Origin of the sequence: Sodalis sp. RH19, assembly GCF_047324215.1 — a bacterium.
Classification (GTDB): domain Bacteria; phylum Pseudomonadota; class Gammaproteobacteria; order Enterobacterales; family Enterobacteriaceae; genus Acerihabitans.
In genome coordinates this window covers 4,975,293-4,996,148 of record NZ_CP178734.1, presented here as the reverse complement: position 1 = coordinate 4,996,148, position 20,856 = coordinate 4,975,293, and the positions used below count along the sequence as shown (strand labels likewise).

At 61.5% G+C, this 20,856-nt stretch carries 14 protein-coding genes; 8 read left to right on the top strand and 6 right to left on the bottom strand.

Annotated features, from left to right (window positions below; translation table 11 throughout):
• Positions 1-41: 41 nt before the first annotated feature.
• From ACL2XF_RS22430 to bcsR, 5 genes are all read right to left on the bottom strand, one after another.
• Positions 42-3,308, bottom strand: coding sequence for a cellulose synthase subunit BcsC-related outer membrane protein (locus ACL2XF_RS22430; protein ID WP_413728848.1), 3,267 nt, complete (start codon positions 3,306-3,308; stop codon positions 42-44).
• A gap of 99 nt (positions 3,309-3,407) precedes the next feature.
• On the bottom strand, positions 3,408-5,756 hold the full coding sequence (gene bcsB, locus ACL2XF_RS22425; RefSeq protein WP_413727563.1) for a cellulose biosynthesis cyclic di-GMP-binding regulatory protein BcsB: 2,349 nt from the start codon (positions 5,754-5,756) through the stop codon (positions 3,408-3,410).
• 10 nt (positions 5,757-5,766) lie between these two features.
• Positions 5,767-8,379: a UDP-forming cellulose synthase catalytic subunit gene (bcsA, locus tag ACL2XF_RS22420; protein ID WP_410013153.1), complete on the bottom strand. Its 2,613-nt coding sequence runs from the start codon at positions 8,377-8,379 to the stop codon at positions 5,767-5,769.
• Positions 8,376-9,095 carry a cellulose biosynthesis protein BcsQ gene (gene bcsQ, locus ACL2XF_RS22415; RefSeq protein ID WP_410013152.1) on the bottom strand — a complete coding sequence of 240 codons (720 nt, stop codon included), beginning with the start codon at positions 9,093-9,095 and terminating at the stop codon, positions 8,376-8,378. Before bcsQ ends, bcsA begins: the two co-directional genes overlap by 4 nt.
• Before the next feature lie 43 nt (positions 9,096-9,138).
• Positions 9,139-9,345 (bottom strand): cellulose biosynthesis protein BcsR, encoded by a 207-nt coding sequence (gene bcsR, locus ACL2XF_RS22410; RefSeq protein WP_410016703.1) that lies wholly within the window; start codon positions 9,343-9,345, stop codon positions 9,139-9,141.
• Between the two features lie 109 nt (positions 9,346-9,454).
• Here bcsR and bcsE point away from each other — a divergent pair, with 109 nt between their 5' ends.
• The 3 genes from bcsE to bcsG are packed head-to-tail and all read left to right on the top strand — an operon-like array spanning position 9,455 to position 13,042.
• Positions 9,455-11,176, top strand: coding sequence for a cellulose biosynthesis protein BcsE (gene bcsE, locus ACL2XF_RS22405; protein WP_413727562.1), 1,722 nt, complete (start codon positions 9,455-9,457; stop codon positions 11,174-11,176).
• On the top strand, positions 11,173-11,397 hold the full coding sequence (gene bcsF, locus ACL2XF_RS22400) for a cellulose biosynthesis protein BcsF (protein WP_413727561.1): 225 nt from the start codon (positions 11,173-11,175) through the stop codon (positions 11,395-11,397). The genes bcsE and bcsF overlap by 4 nt, the downstream gene beginning before the upstream one ends.
• Positions 11,390-13,042, top strand: coding sequence for a cellulose biosynthesis protein BcsG (gene bcsG / locus ACL2XF_RS22395; RefSeq protein WP_413728847.1), 1,653 nt, complete (start codon positions 11,390-11,392; stop codon positions 13,040-13,042). The genes bcsF and bcsG overlap by 8 nt, the downstream gene beginning before the upstream one ends.
• A gap of 73 nt (positions 13,043-13,115) precedes the next feature.
• On the opposite strand, the gene ACL2XF_RS22390 is transcribed toward bcsG, so the two are convergent.
• Positions 13,116-13,355, bottom strand: coding sequence for a hypothetical protein (locus tag ACL2XF_RS22390; protein WP_410013149.1), 240 nt, complete (start codon positions 13,353-13,355; stop codon positions 13,116-13,118).
• A 352-nt stretch (positions 13,356-13,707) separates the two neighbouring features.
• Here ACL2XF_RS22390 and kdpF point away from each other — a divergent pair, with 352 nt between their 5' ends.
• From kdpF to kdpD, 5 genes are read left to right on the top strand one after another with little or no spacing between them, the layout of a single operon-like run.
• The gene (gene kdpF, locus ACL2XF_RS22385; protein ID WP_410016701.1) at positions 13,708-13,791 is read left to right on the top strand and encodes a K(+)-transporting ATPase subunit F; all 84 of its coding nucleotides are present in this window, start codon (positions 13,708-13,710) and stop codon (positions 13,789-13,791) included.
• Positions 13,791-15,476 (top strand): potassium-transporting ATPase subunit KdpA, encoded by a 1,686-nt coding sequence (gene kdpA, locus ACL2XF_RS22380; protein WP_413727560.1) that lies wholly within the window; start codon positions 13,791-13,793, stop codon positions 15,474-15,476. Before kdpF ends, kdpA begins: the two co-directional genes overlap by 1 nt.
• A gap of 18 nt (positions 15,477-15,494) precedes the next feature.
• The gene (gene kdpB, locus ACL2XF_RS22375; protein WP_410013147.1) at positions 15,495-17,543 is read left to right on the top strand and encodes a potassium-transporting ATPase subunit KdpB; all 2,049 of its coding nucleotides are present in this window, start codon (positions 15,495-15,497) and stop codon (positions 17,541-17,543) included.
• Between the two features lie 11 nt (positions 17,544-17,554).
• The gene (gene kdpC, locus ACL2XF_RS22370) at positions 17,555-18,130 is read left to right on the top strand and encodes a potassium-transporting ATPase subunit KdpC (RefSeq protein ID WP_413727559.1); all 576 of its coding nucleotides are present in this window, start codon (positions 17,555-17,557) and stop codon (positions 18,128-18,130) included.
• A gap of 8 nt (positions 18,131-18,138) precedes the next feature.
• Positions 18,139-20,829, top strand: a complete 2,691-nt coding sequence (gene kdpD, locus ACL2XF_RS22365; protein WP_413727558.1) for a two-component system sensor histidine kinase KdpD — start codon at positions 18,139-18,141, stop codon at positions 20,827-20,829.
• The last annotated feature ends 27 nt before the right edge of the window (positions 20,830-20,856 follow it).

The window sequence follows — 20,856 nt, the reverse complement described above, 5'->3', positions numbered from 1 at the left end:
GCGCCGGGGATGACGACACCGGAGGGGATTTTCCGGCCGGGTTATTTAAAATCCGCATAGGGGTTCAGCGGTTGCGGCGGCATTGCGAGGTCGCCCTGCCAGCCCGCCATCGAATAGCGCAGGTAAGCAAGGATATGGCTGGGCGTGTAGTCCTTGGCCTGCTGGATATCGATACCGGCGCCAAGGGTCCAGTGCGACGACAGGCGCCGTTCGATTAACGCCTGGACGGTATAGCCAAACCCGGAACTGTCGCCGCCCGACGATAGGATGTCGGCGGCGCCCACCCCCGCCAGGGGATAACGCCGCCGCTCTTCCGTCGAGGCGTGCGACCAGGATAACGAGGCGCCGAGCTGCCAGGCGACATTTTCCGCGCGCGCGCGATAATTTACCGGCACGGCCAGGGAAAAATAGCGCTGCGGGCTATAATACCCGCCCTGCCCCAACGTATAGCCGCTCAAATCCCGGCGATAATGCCACAGCATCGAATTCAGCCCCACGGTGGCCCGCCGATCCTCTTCGTTAATCACCTTATAATAATACCCGCCCATCAGCCGTTCGCGGCTATTGTCGGCCACGTTTTTACCGGTCAGCTGATGCGCGCTCAGATCGCCCCACAGGCCGTTGGCGTTACCCTGATCATAACTCAGGCCCAGGCCGCCGCCGGTGGCGCGCACGCCGCCCCAGGTCATGCCGGTGCCGGGATCGCGAGCGCCGGCAAAGGACAGCAGCGAGCTGGAAACCGGCCGGCGCGAGGCGGTGGCGGTCCAGCCGAGACTGCGCCAATCGCCGCTATAAGCGACGCCGCCCACCCAGTCGACCACCGGAAAACCCAGCGGCGTGGTGCCGATATCGGTTTTCCATTGGTCATTTTCCCAGCCGGCGCCCAAGCTAACGCCGGTCGCCGTTTGGCGGCGGTTGCCGTGACAGGGCAAATCGGCGCACGTGCCGAAGGTGCCGCCGTAATCGTTGGCCAACGTTCCCGCGTCCATACGCACAATATCGGCGCGGCCAAAAGCCCGCCCCTGATCCCAGGGCATATCCGCCTGCAGCATGGTGGTATTAGCGCTCAGATCCGATTTGCCGGGGGTTCCGCCATCGCTCCAGAAATCATGGTCCAGGGTAAAGTTAACGTCCTGTTGACGATACAGCCCGCCGGCGTCGGCGCGGATACCGCGGCGCAGCCAGTCGTCGCCGGGGTTATGACGCGTCAGGCGGGTATACTCATCGTTATTCGCGGGGACGCCGGCGCTGAGGCCCGCGGCCTGCATGGCAGATTGATAGTCCGCGCGCGCTGCTTCCGGCTGGCCGCCCCGTTGCTCGACACGCGCTAAATCACGGTAAATCAGCGTTTTATCCTGCCCGTTCGGCGCTGTTTGTACCCGTTTTTTCAGTTGCCGCAGCCCGGCCGCCGCCCGCGCCGCATCGCCGGCGTCCAGCCAGGCCATGGCGATGCGCCGCTGCTGATACAGGCTCAGTCCATCGGTCGTCGATCGCAGGTATTGCAACGCCCCGCGCGCTCCTGCCGGGTCGCCGGCGGCAAGCCGCCGCTCGATGACGTCAAGCCGGCGGTCTATGTCTTCCGCGCGTTTCTCCCGCTCCAGCCGCTGCGCCAGCTGGCGCATCCCTTCGCTCCACTGACCGGACGGCAGCCCGCGCAGATGGGTCAGCGCCGCATCGTCCCGCCCGCTGCCCGCCAGATACAGCGCATAAGCGTACACCTGTGCGGGATCGCCGGGATAGCGCCGCGCCAGCGCGGCCATCAGGGTATCAGCCTCTGACACCCGGGCCGTATGGCGCAGCGCCTGGGCATAATGATACGCGGTCCAGATAGCGCCCGGCTCCAGGTCCAGCGCCTGCCGGTAACGCTGCGCCGCCTGCGCCCAGTGTCCCGCGCCGGCGTCGCGCCCGCCCTGGTCCGTGAGTAATGTCAATTGGATAGCGAGCTGCTTATCCCGCAGCTTTTGCCGCTGGCCCGGGGGAAGCTGCCCGAGATAATCCAGCGCCAGCTGCGGCGAGCGGCGCTGGTAAAGATTGACCAGCCCGCGCTGGGCGCTGCCGTTGTCGTGCTCAAGGGCCAGCGCGCGGCGATAAGCATATTCGGCCGCCGAGTCATTATCGCGCGCCACCGCCACATCGCCCAGGCCGACCCAAGCCCAGGCGTCCCGATCGTCAATACCGCGCGCCTGCCGGTAATAGCCATCCGCCTCGGCGAGATGCCCGGACTTAAGCGCGCGATCGCCCTGCTCCAACGCCCACCAGTAACGGTTGGTTTGAATCAGGCCCCGCCATTTTGCGCCATTAAAGCCATTTTGTTCAGCCTGCTGCGCCCGCGTAAAATAGTCCAGCGCCCGCAGGCGTTGGCCGGAGCGCGCATAGGCCAGCCCCATGGCGCCCAGCACTTGGGCATCGTCCGGCGTGGCGGCCAAAGCCTCGGTTAACGGCGCAATGGCGCCGGAGGAGGCGCCCTGTTCAATTTTTGCCAAACCCTCCATCCTGGCCTGATAGCGCGGGTCGGCCAGCAGCGCCTGCCGCCGCCGCAGTTCCTGCTGCGCGGCGTCGGCAGACGCGCCGTCGTTGAATACCCTAAGGTAAAATTGCAGGGCCGACACGCTTTGCGCGTCCACCGGCGTTGCCTTTATCCGCGCCAGCCACATTTCGGCGGCGGGCTGCCGGCCCGCCGGGGTATTCGCCACCTGCCGCAGCCAGTCGATAGCCTGTTCGTTCCGGCCGGCGGCAAAGGCGTATTGGGCCAGTTGCAGGCGCAGGGCGACATTGCCCGGATACTGCCGGTCAAGGTCGGCCAATTGACGTTCGGCCTCGTCTTGGTGGCCGGGTACGCGGGCCACCAGTTGCCAATATTCCAGCGCCAGCTCCACCGGCGGCGGCTGGCCGCCGAACACCTGGTCGTACAAGGCGCGGGCCTCCGCCAGCCGGCCCGCCGTGGCCAGCAGGCGCGCCTGCTGCAGCCGCTGCTGTGTTTCCGGCCGCGCCAGCTCCAGGCTGAGCCGCGCCTGGCGAAATTCCGTTGAATCCGGCGCCAGCCGCTGGATTTTTTCCAGCCGCTCCCGCGCCTGGTCCTGGTTGCCTTCACGCAGATCCAGACGCAGCTGGGCCGCCAGCACTTGCGGACTATCGGGCGCGATTAACGCTAAACGGTCCAGTGACTGGCGCACCAGTTGATCCTGATGATTAGCCTCGCCCAGTCTGACCTGCGCCAGCAGCCACTGCTCCGGCGCTATGGCCGGCGGCGGCTCGGCGCGTACGGGCGGCATAACGGCTAGCGACAAGGCCACGCCCAACACCATCATCAGCGCCTTGCCCACCGGCCCTTGTGCGGGGCGGCGTATGGCGGCCGGAAGGCTGCCCCCGGCGCCCCATGGCGCGATAAAACGAACGGTGGGCATGCGTTATTCCCCGTCGCCCGCGGATAAACGACGGCGGCTGAGGGCGCGTAAACCACACCAGAGCACCATGGCGGCCAGCACCACGGCGATCACCGCCATCAGCGCCAGTATTACCGGATGATGGGCCAGGGCATTCCAGACACGTTCCCACCAGGGCAAATGACCGACGTAATAGGTGTCGCCCACCTTCAGGCTGTTGACGCCGGAATCGCGGATAAGCGCCACCGAACCGAAAACCCGCGCCTTTTGCAGATTATCCGCCATGACATTGTTAAGCAGGGCGTTGCCGTCCGGTCCCTTCGCCAGCAGCGCCACGATGCTGCGCTGATTGAAGTAAGGCGACTGCAGGCCGACCACGGCGGCGATGGATCCCTGCGCGGCGATCTGGGTACTGGTATCGGCCAGGGCGTCCACGTCCGGCGTGGTATTGTCCGGCAGCGCCGCCTGGCGCACCGGCTGGTTGATCCAATCGCGGGTGGCGGCCAGCAGCAACTGGGCTTTTTTGCCGTCGCGCATGCCGTCGTTTCGCAAGACCGCGGGCAGATCACCTATCAGCAAAATATCGGCATCGACGGCGCTCACCTGCGACCCGTCCTCGCTCAGGCGCATGCCCAGGGCCGGATAACCGGTTAGCGCGCCGATATTACCCAGCGTGTTCAGCAGGGTGGTCAACTGCAGCGGCTGCGGTTTCGGCGGCACCAGCACCAGCGTCTGCGACAGATCGGCCAGGCGGCTGAAGGGATAACCCGCGTTGGCGAAAGCGCGCAGATCCGGCATCGCCATAAAATGCCGGTAGCCGGAAAAATCGATAGTCGAACTGTCGTCGATCACCACATGATTGGGCACCGTGGTGTAGGTTTCACAACGCCCCTCCGCGCCGCCGGCCAATAGCGAGGTATAATCGAAAGCAAAACGGATCTGATTAACCGCGCCAAGCTTCAGCGCCGGAATCATCAAATCCCGGTGATCGGCCAGCAGGCCCCGCAACAGCGACAGGTGCAGCAGTTGCGGACCGTCGTCATGGCCGGGCTGCAGGATAAAGTCCTGCACAAACTGATTATTCAGACTGACGCTCAGCCGCGAGGTATTTTTCAGCTGGGGCGAGGTGTAGCGGTAGCGCAAACGCATATCGATACCCTGGCTGTTGATCAAAAACAGATCGGGCGGCAGGTTCATATTCAGGCTAATGGGCGTGGGCACGATCCCGTCCGCCTGCAGCTGTTCGGGGTACTGCTTAAGCTCGCCAAAATTCATCGGCCGGTCGGTGCGGACCCAGTTGGGCGCGTCATAGGGCTGGCGCGGCTGAAGCTGCTCCACGCTTTCCACCGCCACCGCCTGCCCGCGAAACAGCATGTTGCCCTGCGCAATGCCTTTCACCGCCGTAAGCAGATCCGCATCATCGCGCCCGGTTATCAACAGCAGTTTAATAAAAGGATTATCGCGCGGGCTGACCATCGCCACCGCCGGGCCGGTGGCCGGCGGCATATCACGCAGGAAATCCGGCCGGCCGGCGTTGGTGGCGAACACCACCGCATGGCGATCGGGCTCGCGATTGTACAACACCGGGAACGTCTGGCCGCGCCATTGCGCCCTGACGCCGAACCAGGAGGCCAACATCGCCGCGGCCTGCTGCTGGCCCGCATCCGGCGCGGCGGCAAAGACCATCGGCAGCGTCAGCGGCCCGGTATCGCGCGCATCGAAAAACGGCATGGGGAAACGCGATAAATCATTCTTCAGCGGCAGTGTTTGATAGCGCAGCGCCAGCGAGCTGCCTTTGCCGATCTCCAGCCACAGGGTGGTATTGGCCGGATTCTCGCAGATATTCTGGTAGTGGCCGACAAACTCCAGCCGGATACGATTAAAATCGGTGATATAGCGCGGATCGATGGGTACCTGTACCTGGTTTTCCTTGCCCAACTGCTGCTGACCGATAGCCTGCACCGCCATCAGTTGATCGTTAAGATAAACCTTCAGATGCGACTGCACCGGGATAAGCGACGGCGACGGCGTATAGTGTAAATTCAGCATCGCCTGGGTAACCACCTCATCGCCGCGCACGCCGAATTCAACCTGGCCGTTAGGCTGGATGCCGCGCAGGGTCATGGTGCCGGGCGGCGGCGCGATGACGGCAAAGGGCAGCGTGATGTCGCGCACCGGGGCGCCTGGCATCGGCGCATCCGGCCCGCGGAAAGCCGCATCGGGCGCAGGCGCCTGCTCATCCCGCGTCCCGGTTGCGGCCCCGTTTAACGTCAACGCCGGGGGCGCCGCCTCTGCCGGGCCGCCGGCGCCGGATACCGGCGCCGCGCTGGCGAATAGCGCGACGGTGAGCAAAGTCCATATCAGGTTTTTCATCGGTTAGTCATCATTGAGGGGTTTCATCGCTGCGGACGGGCCGCGGGGGATTGCGTGGCAGGAAAGAAGCGATCCAGCCACCGGCGTTAAAAATAAGGACGATTAGCGGACGCAGCGCCGGCGGCGCGATATCCAGCATGCGCAGATAGCCGCGCGCGCCGAGGGCCAGCACTTCGCCCAGGCTTTCCAGCGGCTTGTCCTCCGGAAAGCTATCGCCGCGCACCACCCAGCTGTCGGCGCGGGCAAAGGTACACTGGATAAAATCCACATGCTGCTGAAGCGTCAGGGGTGCCAGCTGGATGCCGGCCTGGCGGCCGCCCGCGCGGCTAACGCGGCAGGGAAAGGCATACTCCTGCCGTCCGCGGCTGAGCAGCAGGGTGATATCCTGACCGGGCTGCAATACATCGCAGGTGTGCATCTCAAGCCCCGCGCCGCTGTCCGAAAAATTGTGCATGACGCAGCCGTGCACATGGCCGTCCCGGGTGGCGATCGCCGCCGGCAGCACGGTATCCACCCGGTGCGCCGCGCGAATCTGTTTAGCCTCGAAGGCCACGGCAATGGCGCCGCCAAGAATAATCAGGTTGTACAGCACCCAGGCAAGGCTTATCACCACGGTCAGCAGTTCGTCGCCGCGGCTATAGGTCAGGCGCCAGGCGCCGGCCGCCAGCCCGGCGACGTTCAGCAGCATCAGCACCAGATAGGGACGGGTGATTGTCCAGTCGATATAGGATTGATCGTTCAGGCGGCCCTTGGCGGTGACGTTAAACGTGCCGGCGTAGGGATTGAGCAGCGCCATGGTGGTCGGCCGCGCGATATACCAGGCCAGCACCGTTTCGTAGATCTCGCTCCAGAACGAGTGGCGGTACTTGCCCTGCACCCGGGAGGTCGTCAGGCTGGCATGGACCATATGGGGCAAAACATACAGGGCGATGGCGACGGCCGGCGCGTAGATGATATAGGCATGCAGCAGCAGAAACGCCAGCGGCGCGGTCAGGAATATCAGCCGTGGGATGCCCGCCAGGAAATGCAGCATGGCGTTGGCGTAACATAAACGCTGCGCCAGTTTCAGCCCTTTGCCGAGCAGCGGGTTATCGATGCGGAAAATCTGCACCATGCCCCGCGCCCAGCGAATGCGCTGGCTGATATGCGCCGACAGGCTTTCGGTTGCCAGGCCGGCGGCCTGCGGAATACGGATGTAGGCTGAACTGTAGCCATGCCGGTGCATCCTCAGCGACGTATGGGCGTCCTCGGTGACGGTTTCCACCGCAATACCGCCGATCTCATCCAGCGCAGAGCGGCGCAATACCGCGCAGGAGCCGCAGAAGAAACTGGCGTCCCACAGGTCGTTGCCGTCCTGTACCAGGCCGTAAAACAGCTTTCCCTCGTGCGGCGTGCGGCGTACACGACCCAGGTTGCGCTCAAAAGGGTCCGGCGAAAAAAAGTGATGGGGCGTTTGCAGCATGCCCAGGCGCGCGTCCTTGAAAAACCAGCCGACGGTCAGTTGCAGGAACGAGCGCGTCGGCACATGATCGCAGTCAAAAATAGCCACCAGCTCGCCTTTGGCCTGTTGGAGCGCGTAGTTGATATTGCCCGCCTTGGCGTGTTCATGACGAGGCCGGGCGATATATTCCACGCCGATTTCCCGGGCAAACTCGGCGAATTCCGCACGGTTACCGTCATCAAGCAGATACAGGGTGATTTTCTCTTTCGGCCAGTCGATGCCGAGAGCCGAATACAGCGTGGGTTTCACCACGCTGAGGGCTTCGTTATAGGTGGGGATCAGCACATCAATGGTCGGCCAGCTGGCGATATCCGCCGGCATGGGCGTCGGCTGGCGATTAAGCGGCCACAGGGTCTGGAAATAGCCCAGCACCAGCACCGTCCAGGAATACGTCTCCGCGCCAAGCAACAGCAACCCCCATACCAGGCTCACCGGATCGCTCCAGTTCAGCGTGGCGGTATAGCGCCACCACAGATACCGGCATGACACGGTTAACGACAAAACAATCAGCATCAGGGCCGGGAAGCGCCCCGCCATATCGCGCACGATCATCGCGATGCCCCACAACAGCATCACAAACACAAACTGCGCCAGATAGCCGAAGGGCTGGGAAATGCAAAAACCGGCCAGCACCGCCGCGACAAGCCCGGCCAGGATCATTAACGCGCGGCTTAACAGGCGGCGCAGACGCGCGCTTGCAACCGGCGCGGCGGCAATCCGCGCGGCAGGCGCCCGGCGCCCGGCCACAGTACGCAGCCGGCGGCGCAAACGCGCCCGCCAGCGCCGGGAAATATCGCCATAAAGCGCCCGCTGGCGCACGCCCCCGGCGGGCATAATCAGCAATAGCCACAGCGTTTGCAGCACATAGCGGACCAGATCGAGCGGGCGGGGACGCGCGGCGGAAACATGGGGATACCAGCGCCCGCGCTGGCGACGGATGCGTTGCCAGGCCGGCGTTTCGAACCGCAGCAACAGCCAGCCGGCAATCACGCAAACCATCATCAGCGCCGCGGCCGGCCGGGAAGCGCCCGCCCGGCGGTAGCCACGGTAGCGGTCACGCAGCGCCGAATGCACCGGCGGCGGCAAGAACACCGACAGGACGCCGGGCCGCCGGGAATTCATTGTTCACCGTTGCGCAAATGGATCAGGCACCAATTGGCCAGAGTAGTCAGCTCCTGGCTGATTTTGCTGTGCGGCATAAATGCGCCCACCGGTTGCAGCGCCGCCAGGGACTCCGCCATCGCCTCGTCGCGATGCAATACCACCGGCAGCAAGTTCGGCAGGCTTTGCTGCCAGAGCAGCAGCAGGTCCTGCTGCAAGGCGCTGGCGGGAACAAATTGGTTAACCACATAATGAGCATGCCGGGGCAAGGATTGCTGATGCAGGCGCACATGGCACTGGGCGTCGGCCTGCAGGAGGGTAAACACGCCGTCGGCCAGGGATACCGCCTGGGTCGCCAGGGCAGACTCGCCGGCGGGGACGTCCAGCACGATCCAATGATAGGCCGACAGGGATTTCAATTGGGCAATGTTCTCCCGCCAGTCGGTCAATGAGTCCAACGCCTGCGTCCCGTCGGCCAGCCGGCCGAAGGGCAGAAAATCGAGCAGTTGGCTATAGCGCATGGCGCCATGCTGCCAGCCGGCGCCGGCCTGCACGGCGCTGGCCCAACCGCGCGGGGCGGAAAAAGGCATGGCGAAATGCAGGCGCAACAGGTTATCCGGTGAAAAATCAATTGCCAATACGTTCTCGCCCAATTGGGCCAGCGCCCAGCTCAGGCCGGCGGCCACCGATGTCGTGCCCGTCGCGCCCCGGATACCCCGCAGGGCTATGACCGGCATGATATGACTCCGCAAGAACGGTAAACCATGGCCACGGCAGGCTTCATGAAGCTTCCGCCTGGGATGCGTCATACGCCACGCCGGCCAATTCGGCCAATAGCGGCCAGCGCGACATCATCAGCGGAATTTTTTCCGCCCGGGTTATATCGACATAATTTAATTCCGGCAGGGAAAAGAGGTGACTTAACACAGCAAAATCATCACTCTCATCATGCGCTGCCGCGCCAGGGTCTATGCTATCCAGTTTTATTTTCCTTTATACGGTGCCATTACCTGGGTTTGGCATTAATCCAGCAAAAATTAAATCAGCGTAAAATAGGGTTCTGATGTAGCTAATTAACTGGTCATTTCATTCCAGAATGGTAATATTTATTATACTCCAGTATTCGATGCCGGCCCAAGCACACTTTAAAGACTTTCAATCCCGTTGCTTTTACACCTACTGCAAGCAGATAAAAATGGCACTGTCTTTTCCTTTTGGCATAAAAAATTGTTGGGATGATACGTCTTTAATGCAACCCCGGGGGCTGTACTGGGTCAATACCGATACCGAGCCGGCCGCCTATGAGCTGTGCGGGCAAGTGGTGGACGCACAGCGGCCAGATGTAATAATTTCAGTTATATATCAGAAAGATAACCCCACGTCCCTCCCCTGCACCTCGACATTGCCGCCTGAACATGCCCTGATCGTCCGTTTATTATCAGCCGAGGATAAAACCCATTATTATCATCAGGCGGCAGGGAAAAAAGCGTTAACCGGCTTGCCGGTTGATATCAGTCGCCTGCCGCAGATCAAAAATCAACTGTTGATATTTATGTTGACCGCCGCGGCAGGGAATGATCTGGCGCCAAATGATTTTAACCAGTGGCTGCTTGAAATTGCCAGCCAATGCGCGCGCCAGAATTGCGCTATGCTCATTCTCTGTTATGGCAAGGGAATTCATGCCCTCATTCCGCGTTTATATGTCCAAAACCGCGTATTATATGGATTGGCTACGCTAAATTCAGCCCATTACCCACCGCAATATGTAATGTCCTGGTGGCACAATCAATTCGGCGTGGAAGCAAATACCGCGTACGCTTTACAGCCGCGCAGTCCCGGCTGGGAAATAGCGGCCTCTCCGGCATCCGCGCAACATATTAATAACCACAGTGACGATCAATGGATGTATCTTGCGGAAAACAGTATTTTGGAAGGCGCGCCGCCCTTATCGGATAAGTGGTTTATTTTTGCCGACAACCAGCGCCTGGTGGACCGTGGCCTGCGCGCACGCGCCGCCACGCTGATTTTTGCCCTCAGCGCCAACGACCAGATTGAAACGCTGGCCCGGCAAATTCATCTCCTGCGTATCCGGCGCGGCAACGCGCTCAAAATTGTCGTCAGGGAAATGTACCCCGCCCTGCGCTATATCGATCAACGCTTATTACAGGCCTGCGGCGCTAATTTAATCGTGCCGCACGCGGCGAGGCTATCCAGCTTCCTGACGCTGCTGGACGACATCCAGCAAGGCACGTTTAATCGCTATGTACCGGAAAATATTGAATTATTGCTGCAAGGGCGGCTGCCCGACCGCCACAAAGGTTTTTTGCCGCTGCCGGTATTTTGCGAGGTGATGCAATCCATCCTGGGACAGCCTACCCTTGCGGTAGAAACCCGCGGCGTACTGCTTGCCCTGCGCCCGGTCGGCGGCATCAGCCCGCAGCAGGCCATGTCGTTGTGCCATCTGCGCCGCGACGGCGACGTGCTTACCCTCACCGACAGCCATCTGTATTTGTTTTTATCCAACTGCCAGACCAGCGATGTGGATAGCGTGCTTAATTTCTTATTCAGCCTGCCTGCCGCCGACATGTTCCAAAACCGCACCCTGTGGTATCAGGATAATGCCATCCAGGCGGAGGTTCGCCGCCTGTCGGGGCTGGCCGTGCCGCCTGAGCCGCCGCCCGCCGCCGCCGAGCCGTCCCGGGACGCGCCGCCGGGTAAAAGACGCCGGCTACCCGTACCCCTCATCGTGCAACTGGACGGTAAGCCATTACCGCCTTCGTTTTCACCCCCGCGCAATAATAAAGGTTACGGACAATGAACATCGTCGATATCCTGCAAATGTTCTGCTTGGCGGCGGTGATATTTATCCCGCTCGGGTTTATGGCGCATAAATATTTGCCGCTGTGGCGTAATCGCTTTAATGCATGGTTTTTATCCCCCCGCTATCTGCGTCCGATCAGGGCAAGCCATGTCAAAACCCACCTGGCGATGAAAATAAACCACCGGTCAACGGCGGATAAGCCGGCACATGATGAATAACCCGCGCGTTAACACCTCCGTTTTTCAGATCGGGCGGACCTGGCGCGGACTGGGTGGCTGGAATTATTATTTTTTACTGAAATTTATCCTGCTCTGGCTGGGCTATTTGCATGTCGACGCGCTGGCCAACCTGTTTTTCGCCTCCTGTCTGCTGTTTCCCCTGCCCACGGCGCGTCTGCACCGCTGGCGCCAATGGCTGGCGCTGCCGTTTGGCCTGGCCTTGTTTTACCATGATACCTGGCTGCCGGGCTGGCGTTCCATTCTCCATCAGGGCGCGGATGTCAGCGGCTTTAGCATCGACTATTTGCTGGAATTGACCGATCGGTTTATCAACTGGCGATGGATTGGCGTCGCCTTCGTGCTATTGGTAGGGTATCTGTTTGTGGCGCAATGGCTGCGCATTACCACCTTCACGGTGGCGGGCCTGCTGTGGCTCAACCTGAGCCTGCTGTTGCCCCCGGGGCTGACCCAGGCGCCGCCCGCGGCCGCCACGCCTGCGCCCGTCGCCCAGCGCGCGCAGGAAACGGCGCCGGCGCAAAACCTGCCCAATACGGTCAGCGGTCCACCGACCAACGCCAATCTCGATGCCTACCTGCAGCAATTTTATCAGCGCGAGCAGGCCAGGCAAACGCCGTTCCCGCAGACGCTGCCCCCCGATGCCCAGCCGTTTGATTTACTGGTGATCAATATCTGTTCCCTGGCCTGGTCGGATCTGGATGCCGCCCAGCTGTCCGCGTCCCCGCTGTGGTCGCGATTTGACCTGCTGTTCACCGACTTCAACTCCGCCACCGCCTACAGCGGCCCGGCGTCAATTCGTCTGCTGCGCGCCAGCTGTGGTCAAACGTCCCATCATGATTTGTACCAACCCGCCGCCCGGCAATGCTATCTGTTCGACAACCTGGCGAAACTGGGCTTTGGCGAACAGCTGGCGATGGATCATAGCGGCGTCTTCGGTAATTACATCGGCAACCTGCGCCAGGACGCTGATATGCAGGCGCCTATCATGTCGCAGGCGGGCCTGGGTCATGAACTGGCCTCCTTCGACGGCGAGCCCATTTTTGACGATGGGCAACTGATGTCCCGCTGGCTGGCAAACCAATCCCGGGCGGCCACCGGGCGCAGCGCGACATTTTTTAACCTGATCGCGTTGCACGACGGCAATCGTTTTGTCGGCGCAGCCAAAGGCGCCGATTACCGTACACGCGCGCAAACCCTGCTTTCCCAGCTTAACGCCTTTATGGACCAGTTGGATAAATCCGGCCGCCGGGTGATGCTGATCGTGGTGCCGGAACACGGCGCCGGGCTTGTTGGCGATAAAATGCAGATCTCCGGCCTGCGCGATATTCCCAGCCCCGCCATTACCCATATTCCGGTCGGCGTAAAATTCTTCGGCACGCGCGCGCCGCATCCGGCCCAGGCACTGAACATCACCGCCCCCAGCAGCTATCTGGCCATTTCCGAACTGGTGGCCCGTTCGGTGGACGGCAAGGTTTTCACCACGTCCCTCCTGGACTGGCCGGCGTTAGGCGCCAATCTGCCCACCACCCCCAAGGTGGCGGAAAATGAAAACGCGGTGGTGATGGAATACCAGGGCAAAGTGTATATCCGCCTCAATGGCGGCGGCTGGGTGCCCTACCCGCAATAATGTATAATCCCCGGGCGATGGCCTCCGCCGCCCGGCGCGGGTAGACGGCGCCCCACATCGCCACCATGCCGGCTCAACGCACTGGCCGGCAGCCACCCGGGCTGACCGGCGGCGGGTTCATTTTCGCCAGGATGTCCGGATGGGCGACTAAATAGTTTTCCACGATATGTTCAATCTCCGCCTGTTGTTGCGGCGAAAAATCGCCGCTCGCCGGCCTCTGCGCCGGCGCGGGCACCGGCGACACCGCCCATAGCAGACCGGATGCCAGCAGGCAGGCTAAAAACAACAGTATATTAACGACGATATATTTCATTTTCTTGTCGACCTCTTACCGCTGCCGGACATATTCTCAATACGTTATAGACGCGCTGTCGAATATCGTTAACCAGGCAAATATCTATTGAGCTGGTTATTCGTCTTGCCTTACGCGTTCCTGATAAAGCCAATATAACCAAGCAACTATAAAACCTGTATAAAAATAAAGGGCCGGGCTATAAATTTTTTATATACATTTCTGGAATTAAACCATCTACAAAACCTGCCGCGGCATTTGCGCTATTTTTATAAAATTTTTACACCCGGCAGGAGTAATTTTACATTAACTTTTCAAACAAAAATTTACACTCGCAGCACCTGAGAATTTCCTCTGGAGGTGCACTGTGGGTATGGCTTTGATAACCGGTATCGTGCTGGTGTTTTTACTGTTGGGCTATTTGGTTTATGCCCTGATTAACGCGGAGGAATTCTGATGGCTTCCAGCGCGTTTTTGTTGATTTTCAGCTATATGGCCGTGCTGCTGATCCTGGCGCGCCCTTTGGGGCTAGGGCTGAGCAGATTCATTAACGATCGGCCCGCGCCCGGTTTCGCCGGCATCGAGCGCCGGTTATGGCGATTGTGCGGCGTGTATAAACAGGACATGAACTGGCGCGGCTACCTGTTGGCCATTTTATTGTTCAATGTGCTCGGCATTATCCTATTGCTGGCGATGTTAATGCTCCAGGATCGCCTGCCGTTAAACCCGCAGCATTTGCCGGCCCTCTCCTGGCATCTGGCGCTGAATACCGCCATCAGTTTCGTCACTAATACCAACTGGCAGTCCTACGCCGGCGAAAGCACCATGAGCTATTTTAGCCAGATGGTGGGTTTAACCGTGCAGAACTTCCTGTCGGCGGCCACCGGCATCGCCGTGGCGTTTGCGCTGATCAGGGGGTTTGCCAACCGGTCGGTGGCCACGCTCGGCAACGCCTGGCGCGATATGGCGCGCATCACGCTTTATATCCTGCTGCCGCTGGCGCTGCTGATCGCCCTGATCAGCATCAGCCAGGGCACCTTGCAAAATTTCAGTGATTATCTCAGCCTGACGACGCTTGAGGGCGCCAAGCAAACGTTGCCGATGGGGCCGGTAGCGTCGCAGGAAGCGATAAAAATGCTCGGCACCAACGGCGGCGGCTTCTTTAACGTTAACTCCGCCCATCCGTTTGAAAACCCGAATTACATCACTAATTTTATCCAGATGATTGCCATCTTCCTCATTCCGGCGGCGCTGTGCTTTGCCTTCGGCAATGTCGTGCGCGACCATCGCCAGGGCCATGCCTTGCTCTGGGCCATGTCGCTGATGTTTATCGCCGCGGTAGCGGTGGTGATGTGGGCGGAGCTGAACGGCAACCCGCACTTCCTGCAATTCGGGGCGGACAGCGCCATCAACATGGAAGGCAAGGAAAGCCGTTTCGGCATCCTTAATTCCAGCCTGTTCGCGGTGATCACCACATCGGCCTCCTGCGGGGCGGTTAACGCCATGCACGATTCCTTTACCGCGCTCGGCGGCATGATGCCGATGTGGCTGATGCAAATCGGCGAGGTGATATTCGGCGGCGTCGGCTCGGGCCTGTACGGCATGCTGCTGTTTGTGCTGCTGGCGGTGTTTATCGCCGGGTTGATGATCGGCCGTACTCCGGAATACCTGGGTAAAAAGATCGAAGTGTGGGAAATGAAAATGACCGCCATCGCCATCCTTATTACCCCCGCCCTGTCGCTGCTGGGCACCGCGCTGGCCATGATGACCGAAGCCGGGCGCGCCGGCATGTTCAATCCCGGCGCGCACGGCTTTAGCGAGGTGCTCTACGCCGTGTCCTCCGCCGCGAATAACAACGGCAGCGCCTTCGCCGGGCTGAGCGCCAACACCCCGTTCTGGAACCTGCTGCTGGCGGTCGCCATGCTGCTGGGCCGTTTCGCGGTGATTGTGCCGGTGATGGCGATTGCCGGCTCGCTGGCGATCAAGAAGGTGCAGCCGGTCGGCAGCGGCACGTTGCCCACCCACGGCCCGCTGTTTATTTCCCTGGTCATCGGCTCGGTGCTGTTGGTCGGCGCGCTTAACTTTATCCCCGCGCTGGCGCTTGGCCCGGTGGCGGAACATTTGCAACTGCTTGGTCATTAATCGCGGGAGTTTGAAGCCATGAGTCGTAATCAAAAAGCGCTGTTTGACGGAGCGCTGATGCGCGTCGCTCTTGCGGATGCGTTTAAAAAGCTGGATCCGCGCGTGCAGTTTCGCAATCCGGTGATGTTTGTCGTGTACCTGGGCAGTATCCTGACGCTGCTGCTGGCGGCAGGCATGGCGGCGGGACTGACCGCAGGGAATGTCGGTTTTACCGCCCATGTTTCGCTCTGGCTGTGGTTTACCGTGTTGTTCGCCAATTTTGCCGAGGCGCTGGCGGAAGGGCGCAGCAAGGCCCAGGCGGAAAGCCTGAAAGGCGTGAAAAAAACCAGCTGGGCGAAAAAGCTCGCCGAGCCGCGTTACGGCGCCGCCACCAGCAAAGTGGCCGCCGACGCGTTGCGCAAGGGTGATGTGGTGTTGGCCGAGGCCGGGGATATTATCCCCTGCGACGGCGAAGTGATTGAAGGGGGCGCGTCCGTGGATGAAAGCGCCATTACCGGTGAATCCGCGCCGGTGATCCGCGAGTCCGGCGGCGACTTCGCCTCGGTGACCGGCGGGACGCGCATTCTGTCCGACTGGCTGGTGATAACATGCAGCGCCAATCCCGGCGAAACTTTCCTGGATCGCATGATTGCCATGGTAGAGGGGGCCAAGCGGCGTAAAACCCCCAATGAAATCGCCCTGACCATCCTGCTGGTGGCGCTGACCATTGTGTTCCTGCTGGCGACGGCGACGCTGTATCCGTTCTCGGCCTGGGGCGGCGCGCCGGTGAGCATCACGGTGCTGGTGGCCCTGCTGGTCTGCCTGATCCCCACCACCATCGGCGGCCTGCTGTCGGCCATCGGCGTGGCCGGGATGAGCCGGATGCTGGCGGCCAACGTTATCGCCACCAGTGGGCGCGCGGTGGAGGCGGCCGGCGATATCGATGTCCTGCTGCTGGATAAAACCGGCACCATTACGCTTGGCAACCGTCAGGCCACCCGCTTTATGCCCGCCCCCGGCGTCAGCGAAGAAGCGCTGGCGGACGCGGCCCAGCTGGCGTCGCTTGCCGATGAAACGCCGGAAGGCCGCAGTATCGTGGTGCTCGCCAAGCAGAAATTTAATCTGCGCGAACGCAATTTACAGAGCCTGGACGCCACCTTTATCCCGTTCTCGGCCCAGACGCGCATGAGCGGCGTCAATATCCAGCAGCGCATGATCCGTAAAGGGGCGGTGGATTCCATTCGCCGCCATATCGAAAGCAACGGCGGCCGTTTTCCCGCCGGGGTCAGCAGCCTGGTGGAAGAGGTGGCGCGCAGCGGCGGCACGCCGCTGGTGGTGGCGGAAGATGCGCGCGTTCTGGGTGTTGTGGCCCTGAAGGACATTGTTAAGGGCGGCATAAAAGAACGTTTTGCCGAACTGCGCAAGATGGGCATCAAGACCGTGATGGTGACCGGCGATAATCCGCTGACCGCCGCCGCCATCGCGGCCGAGGCCGGGGTGGATGATTTCCTCTCCGAAGCGACGCCCGAGGCCAAGCTGGCCTTGATTCGCCAATACCAGGCCGAAGGACGGCTGGTGGCCATGACCGGCGACGGCACCAACGATGCGCCGGCGCTGGCGCAGGCGGATGTGGCGGTGGCGATGAATTCCGGTACCCAGGCGGCAAAAGAGGCGGGCAATATGGTCGACCTGGACTCCAACCCCACCAAGCTGCTGGAAGTGGTGCATATCGGCAAGCAAATGCTGATGACGCGCGGGTCGCTGACCACGTTCAGTATCGCCAACGACGTCGCCAAATATTTTGCCATCATCCCGGCCGCCTTTGCGGTGACCTATCCGCAATTAAATATGCTGAACGTAATGCATCTGCACTCGCCCGGCTCCGCCATTTTGTCGGCGGTGATATTTAACGCCCTGGTGATCGTCTTCCTGATCCCGCTGGCGCTGAATGGGGTAAGTTACCGTCCCATGGGCGCCGCCGCCCTGCTGCGCCGCAACCTGTGGATCTACGGCATGGGCGGGCTGCTGATACCCTTTGCCGGCATCAAGCTGATTGATTTGATTTTGACCGTTTTAGGTCTGGGCTAAGAGGAACCATCATGAGCCAATTACGACCCGCCTTGATTTTACTGGTGCTGCTGACACTTATCACCGGCGTTGTTTATCCTTTATTGACCACCCAGTTGGCGCAGTGGTGGTTTCCCGCGCAGGCCAATGGCTCATTGCTGGAGGCCGGCGGCGAAACGCGGGGTTCCGCGCTTATCGGGCAGAATTTTACCCGGCCCGAGTATTTCCAGGGCCGTCCGTCGGCCACCGGCGATACGCCCAATAACCCCCTGGCCTCGTCGGGCAGCAACCTGGCCGCGAGCAATCCGGCGCTGGACGAAGCGGTAAAACAACGCGTGGCGGCGCTGCGCGCGGCCAACCCGCAGGCCGGCGGCCCCATCCCGGTGGATCTGGTGACGGCATCGGGCAGCGGCCTGGATCCGCATATTTCGCCTCAGGCCGCCCTTTGGCAGGTGCCTCGGGTCGCGGCAGCGCGTAGACTGGCCCAGGAACAGGTGCGCCAATTGGTTGAACACCAGACGTCGCGGCCGTTGTTCGGTTTTCTCGGCGAACCGACGGTAAACGTACTGGAACTTAACGTAGCGCTGGATAAACTTCCCCAGTCTTAAGGACCGCCATGAGCGACGATGAACCCCAGCGCCCCGACCCGGACGCGTTATTGCTGCAGGCGGCCAATAAGCAACGCGGCAAACTGAAAATCTATTTCGGCGCCTGCGCCGGCGTGGGAAAAACCTGGTCGATGCTTACGGAAGCCCGTCGCCTGCGGGCGCAGGGGCTCGATGTGCTGGTGGGGGTGGTGGAAACGCACGGCCGCGCTGAAACCGAGGCCTTGCTGGACGGGCTGGCCGTGCTGCCCCGGCGCCCCACCGGCCGGCACCGGCATCAGGAGTTTGATCTGGACGCCGCGCTGGCCCGGCGTCCGGCGGTGATCCTGATGGACGAGCTGGCGCATACCAACGCGCGCGGCTCGCGCCATCCCAAGCGCTGGCAGGATGTCGACGAGCTGCTGGATGCCGGCATCGACGTGCTGACCACCATCAATGTCCAGCATCTGGAAAGCCTGAACGACGTGGTGAGCGGCGTCACCGGCATCCGGGTACGGGAAACCGTGCCGGACCCGTTTTTCGATTCGGCGGATGAAGTGGTGCTGGTGGATCTGCCCCCCGACGATCTGCGCCAGCGATTAAAAGAGGGCAAGGTGTATATCGGCGATCGCGCCGAACGGGCCATAGAAAATTTTTTCCGCAAAGGCAACCTGTTCGCCCTGCGCGAACTGGCCTTGCGCCGCACCGCCGATCGGGTGGACGACCAGATGCGGGTCTGGCGCGACGCCAGCGGCGGCGAGGACAAGGTGTGGCATACGCGCGACGCCATCTTGCTGTGCATCGGCAATAACACCGGCAGCGAAAAGCTGGTGCGCACGGCGGCCAGGCTGGCGGCCAAGCTCGGCAGCGTCTGGCATGCCGTCTACGTGGAAACCCCCTCGCTGCACCGCCTGGCCGAGTCGCGCCGGCGCGGCATCCTGCGCACCCTGCAGCTGGCCCAGGAATTGGGCGCGGAAACGGCCACCCTATCCGATCCCAGCGAGGTCAACGCGGTGCTGCGCTACGCCCGCGAGCACAACCTGGGAAAAATCATCACCGGCCGCCGCCCGGCCAAACCCTGGCGCAGGGACAGCTTTGCCGACCGGCTGGGCCGCCTTGGGCCCGACCTGGACCTGATCATCGTGGCGCTGGATGAACCGCCGGCCGATCCTCCCGGCAGGCTGGCGGACAGCCGATCTTTTACCGATAAATGGCGGGTGCAGCTGCGCGGCTGCCTGGCGGCGGCGGCGCTCTGCGCCCTGATTACCGTCGGCGGCCACTGGCTGCTGCCCGGCGTGGATCCCACCAATATGGTGATGATCTATCTGCTCGGCGTGGTGATCGTGGCCCTGCGCTACGGCCGCTGGCCGTCGGTAGTGGCGACCGTGCTGAACATCGTTATTTTCGACATGGTGTTTATCGCGCCTACCGGCACCATGGCGGTATCGGATGTGCAATACCTGTTCACCTTCGGCGTGATGCTGACCGTCGGCATCATTATCGGCAACCTGACGTCGGGGGTACGTTACCAGGCGCGCGTGGCGCGTTATCGGGAACAGCGCGTGCGCCATCTTTATGAAATTTCCAAGGCGCTGAGCGGCGCGCGCGGCATGGACGAGATTGCCCAAACCTGCCAGCGCGTCATCGACAGTACGCTACAGGCGCGCAGCGAGCTGCTGCTGGCGCAGGAAAATGGCGAGCTGAAGGCCATTGGCGCCGCCGGCAACCTGACGACCCTGCCAGACGCCGCCATTTCCCGCTGGAGTTTTGATAAAGGGCAGCCGGCCGGCGCCGGCACCGATACCCTGCCAGGCGTGCCCTATCAGATACTGCCGCTGAAAACCACCGGCAAAACACTCGGGCTGCTGGTGATTGAACCCGCCAACCTGCGCCATCTGCTGATCCCCGAACAGCAGCGTATGCTGGAAACCTTTACGGTACTTATCGCCGGCGCGCTGGAACGCATGGCGCTGACCCGCAGCGAAGAACACGCGCGCCTGGCCGCCGAGCGCGAGGAGCTGCGCAATGCGCTGCTGTCGGCCCTATCCCACGATCTGCGCACCCCGCTGACGGTGCTGTTCGGCCAGTCGGAAATCCTGACCCTTGACCTGGCGGCGGAAGGGTCGAAATACGCGCCGCAGGCCAGCCAGATCCGGCAACAAACCCTGAGCACCATCCGGCTGGTCAACAATATGCTGGATATGGCGCGCATCCAGTCGGGCGGACTTAACCTGCGCGCCGAATGGGTGGCGCTGGAGGAGGTGATCGGCAGCACGCTGAAAATCATGAAACCGCTGCTGGCCCAGCGTCAGGTCAGGCTGGAGTTGCCCGACCATCTGGTATTGATCAAAGCCGACGGCGCGCTCTTGGAGCGGGTGTTCACCAACCTGCTGGAGAATGCGTTAAAGTATGCCGGCGATAACGCGCAACTGGGCATCCGGGCCTATGAACAACGTCATCGGCTGGAAATTGAGGTGTGGGACAACGGGCCGGGCATCCCGGTGGGGCAGGAACAAAAGATTTTTGAAAAATTCGCCCGCGGCAATAAGGAATCGGCCGTGCCCGGCGTTGGACTGGGGCTGGCCATCTGCAAGGCGATTATAGAAATGCATGAAGGGCAGATTCGCGCCGGCAACCGGTCGGAAGGCGGCGCCTGTTTTTACATCTCCCTGCCGGTAGCCCAGGCCCCTTCGCTACCCGAAGATGCGGAAGAGACACAGTAAAACACCTTTTCATAGGACGGAGTCGTT